We start from the raw sequence: 3,695 nt of genomic DNA, 5'->3' as shown, positions 1-3,695 counted from the left end.
AAATGGCGCGCCCGGAACGATTCGAACGTCCGACCCTCAGATTCGTAGTCTGATGCTCTATCCAGCTGAGCTACGGGCGCTTGGGAGGCAGGCGCCTAGCTTGCCGGGGAGTCCGGCACAAGAGACTTCGTAACGGGCAAGAGGTTTCTCGTGCCACTCTTTCCGATAACGAATTTGCTTTCGTTCAAATCAGTCGGCCGCCTGCGTCATCGCAGGTTTTCGATCAGGAAATCGACGAACACCCGCACCCGCGCCGGAATGTTCGCGCCGCCGACGAAAACGGCATGGATCAGTTCGACGTCGCCGGGATTGAACGGTTCGAGCAGCGGGACGAGCGCGCCGCTCGCCAGTTCCGCCGCAACGCTGAACGCGCCGACCCGCGTGATGCCCACACCGTTCGCCGCCAATTGCCCGAGCGTCTCACCGTTGTTGGCCTCGATATTGCCCTTCACACAGAGCGAGAATTCCTGGCCATCCCGGCGAAACGGCCATGTCGGCTCGGCGCGTCGAAAATTGAAGTTCAGGCAATTGTGGCCGTGCAAATCCTCCGGCGCGTGCGGGGTGCCGTGACGCGCGAGATAGTCGGGCGAGGCGACGATCACTCTCCCAGTCTCGCCGATCTTGCGCGCAGTTAACATGCTGTCGGCGAGCGGCCCGAAGCGAATGGCGACATCGGCCTGGCCGGCCGCCACGTCGACCAGCGTATCGGTCAGCGCAATATCCACGAGAATGTGCGGATATCGCCGCGCAAATTTGCCAAGGAGCGGGACGATACACAGCCGGCCATGCGACAGCGCCGCGCTCACGCGCAGTCGCCCGCGCGGCGCGCCCTGATCGGCGATTTCCCGCTCGGCATCGTCGAGGTCGGCAATGATGCGCCGAGCCGCCTGAAGATAGGCTTGCCCCTCCGCGGTCAGCGTCAGCGTGCGGGTGGACCGCAGCAAGAGGCGGACGCCAAGCCGCGCCTCGATGCGATCGATCGTCCGGCTGACCGCCGACGGCGTGAGATCGAGCAGCCGGCCGGCCGCCGAAAAACTGCCGGCATCGACCACCGTCGCAAAAATTTCGAGCGACCGGGCGCGATCCGCGCCGCCGGCTGTCTTTGCGTCCAAATCAAAAATCCTTCGCATCCGCGGGCGCTACCGCGCGCAACACCCTTCTTCCATTTATGCGTCGGCATATCATCGAGAGGCATCCTCATGGAATACAGGCAGCTTGGCTCTTCCGGCCTGCGGGTCCCGGCGCTCAGCTTCGGCACCGGCACGTTCGGCGGTCGTGGCCCATTGTTCAGTGCCTGGGGGCAAAGCGACGCCCGCGACGCACGCCGGTTGATCGACATCTGCCTCGAGGCCGGGGTGACGTTGTTCGATACGGCCGATGTCTATTCGAACGGCGCCTCCGAAGAGATTCTGGGCGATGCGATCAGGGGCCGCCGCGACGCGGTGCTGATCTCGACCAAGACCGGGTTGCCGATGGGCGACGGTCCGTCTGACTGGGGGGCGTCCCGCGCGCGGTTGATCCGCGCGGTGGAAGATGCGCTGCGGCGCCTCGCGACTGATCATATCGATCTGCTTCAGCTTCACGCTTTCGATGCCTCGACCCCGGTCGATGAGCTGATGGAAACGCTCGATCGGCTGATCGCAATGGGCAAGCTGCGCTACGCCGGCGTTTCCAACTATCCCGGCTGGCAGCTCATGAAGGCGCAGGCTTTCGCCGCCCAGCATGGGCTGGCGCGCTTCGTCGCGCACCAGGTCTATTATTCGCTGATCGGTCGCGCCTATGAGGCCGACCTTATGCCCCTGGCGGCTGACCAGGGGATCGGCGCGATCGTCTGGAGCCCGCTCGGCTGGGGCCGGCTTACCGGCAAGATCGGTCGCGACCGCCCCGTCCCCGACGGCAGCCGATTACACGAGACCGAGCAATTCGCGCCGCCGGTCGAGCAGGAACACCTCTATCGGGTGATCGACGCGATCGAAGTAATCGCAAGCGAGACGGGGAAGACTGTGCCGCAGATCGCGATCAACTGGCTGTTGCAGCGTCCGACCGTTTCCTCGGTCATCATCGGCGCGCGCAACGAGGAACAGCTTCGTCAGAATCTCGGGGCTGTCGGCTGGTCGCTGACGCCGGCGCAAATCGCGGCGCTCGATGCCGCAAGCGCGGTGCTGCCCGCCTATCCCCATACCCCCTATCGCCAGCAGGAGGGATTTGCGCGCCTCAATCCCGCGCTGGTCTGAACGGAACCGACGAGATGAAGCTCAATCCTGGTCTGCTCGCCCTCGCGGTCGGCGCTTTCGGTATCGGTGTGACGGAATTCGCGCCAATGGGCCTGTTGCCCGTGATCGCCAACGGTCTCCATGTCTCCATTCCCGTCGCAGGGCTGCTCATCAGCGCCTATGCGCTGGGCGTGATGATCGGCGCGCCGCTGATGACGCTGACAACCGGGCGCGTGCCGCGCCGCAGGCTGCTGATCGCGCTGGCCGGCATCTTCACCCTCGGCAACCTGATGGCGGCGGTTTCGACCGGCTATTGGATGCTGCTGATCGCCCGGGTCATCACCTCGTTCAATCACGGCGCCTTCTTCGGTGTCGGCTCGATCGTCGCTGCCGGTCTGGTCCCGCCGCAGCGGCGCGCGGGCGCGGTCGCGGCGATGTTCATGGGGCTGACGATCGCCAATGTCGTCGGCGTGCCGCTCGCCACCTGGGCGGGCGAACATCTCGGCTGGCGTGCCGCCTTCTGGGGGATCGCTGCACTCGGTGTCGCGACCATGATCGCGCTGCGGCTGACGCTGCCGGCGCTACCCGTCGAGAATGGCGGCAATGCGATCGCCGAGTTGCGCGTTCTGACTCGCGGGCGCGTGCTTGGCGCCCTGGCGCTGACCGTGGTCGGGTCGAGCGCGATGTTTACCGTCTTCACCTATATCGCGCCGATCCTGCGCGAGGCCACCCACGCGTCGCTCGGCTTCGTCACGGCGATGCTGGTCACTTATGGCGTCGGCCTGACCGTGGGCAACTGGCTGGGCGGGCGCTTCGCCGACCGCTCGGTCGACCGCACACTGATCGTCACGCTCGCATCGCTGGCGGCGATCCTCGCCGTCTTTGCGCTGCTGATGCCGCTCGCCGCCCCGACCGCGATCCTGATATTCCTGTGGGGCGTCGCGAGCTTCGCATTGGTGCCGCCGCTTCAGGTCCGCGTGATGACCGCCGCCGCCGACGCGCCGAATCTCGCTTCCTCGGTCAACATCGGCGCGTTCAATCTGGGCAATGCGATCGGCGCCGCGCTCGGCGGCGGCGTGATTGCCGCCGGCCTTGGCTATCCAGCCGTGGCTTTGGCCGGCGCCGTCACATCGTTCATCGGATTTGGCATCGTTCTGCTCACGACCCGAGGCAGGAAGACCGCGGAGGTGCGAGGGCTTTGCGGTGCCTGAGGCAGGCGGGTATGCCGCCGCTAGACCCAAAGCCCCTCCCGGCGACCCCTGACATAGGTGTCAGGGGTCGCCGTCCGGGTGGCCTGCTAGCCTCTTCTGGCAATCGGCTCGCAGAAGCCGCCATCCAGGAGAGGATCCATGAGCAGGACGATCCGGCATCTGTGCATCATGCTCAAGAGCGGCGCGGCGGCGGTCGCACTGACCGCAGCAGGCGCCGCCCAGGCGGAACAGGCCGACCCCGATAGCGCCAAACCCGCCGCCGCCGCGCAGC

At 66.1% G+C, this 3,695-nt stretch carries 3 protein-coding genes and 1 tRNA gene; 2 read left to right on the top strand and 2 right to left on the bottom strand.

Annotation, left to right across the window (positions count from 1 at the left end; all coding sequences use genetic code 11):
- Window positions 1-3: 3 nt before the first annotated feature.
- Window positions 4-80: transfer RNA gene (locus BGN95_RS24175), tRNA-Arg, on the bottom strand.
- A gap of 126 nt (window positions 81-206) precedes the next feature.
- Window positions 207-1,130 (bottom strand): LysR family transcriptional regulator, encoded by a 924-nt coding sequence (locus tag BGN95_RS24170; RefSeq protein WP_265314224.1) that lies wholly within the window; start codon window positions 1,128-1,130, stop codon window positions 207-209.
- 69 nt (window positions 1,131-1,199) lie between these two features.
- Between BGN95_RS24170 and BGN95_RS24165 the strand changes: the two genes are divergently transcribed.
- The gene (locus BGN95_RS24165) at window positions 1,200-2,234 is read left to right on the top strand and encodes an aldo/keto reductase (protein ID WP_265314226.1); all 1,035 of its coding nucleotides are present in this window, start codon (window positions 1,200-1,202) and stop codon (window positions 2,232-2,234) included.
- A 14-nt stretch (window positions 2,235-2,248) separates the two neighbouring features.
- On the top strand, window positions 2,249-3,424 hold the full coding sequence (locus tag BGN95_RS24160; protein ID WP_286774287.1) for an MFS transporter: 1,176 nt from the start codon (window positions 2,249-2,251) through the stop codon (window positions 3,422-3,424).
- Window positions 3,425-3,695: the final 271 nt, after the last annotated feature.

The sequence above is a fragment of the Sphingomonas sp. 66-10 genome (assembly GCF_001897045.1).
Classification (GTDB): Bacteria; Pseudomonadota; Alphaproteobacteria; order Sphingomonadales; family Sphingomonadaceae; genus Sphingomonas; species Sphingomonas lycopersici.
The sequence above is the reverse complement of the archived record's forward strand: the minus strand, read 5'-3'. Positions and strand labels throughout refer to the sequence as shown.

Excerpts from the sequence above, each read along its gene's own strand:
- BGN95_RS24170 (WP_265314224.1), bottom strand. The coding sequence starts at position 1,130 with ATGCGAAGGATTTTTGATTTGGACGCAAAGACAGCCGGCGGCGCGGAT.
- BGN95_RS24165 (WP_265314226.1), top strand. The coding sequence starts at position 1,200 with ATGGAATACAGGCAGCTTGGCTCTTCCGGCCTGCGGGTCCCGGCGCTC.
- BGN95_RS24160 (WP_286774287.1), top strand. The coding sequence starts at position 2,249 with ATGAAGCTCAATCCTGGTCTGCTCGCCCTCGCGGTCGGCGCTTTCGGT.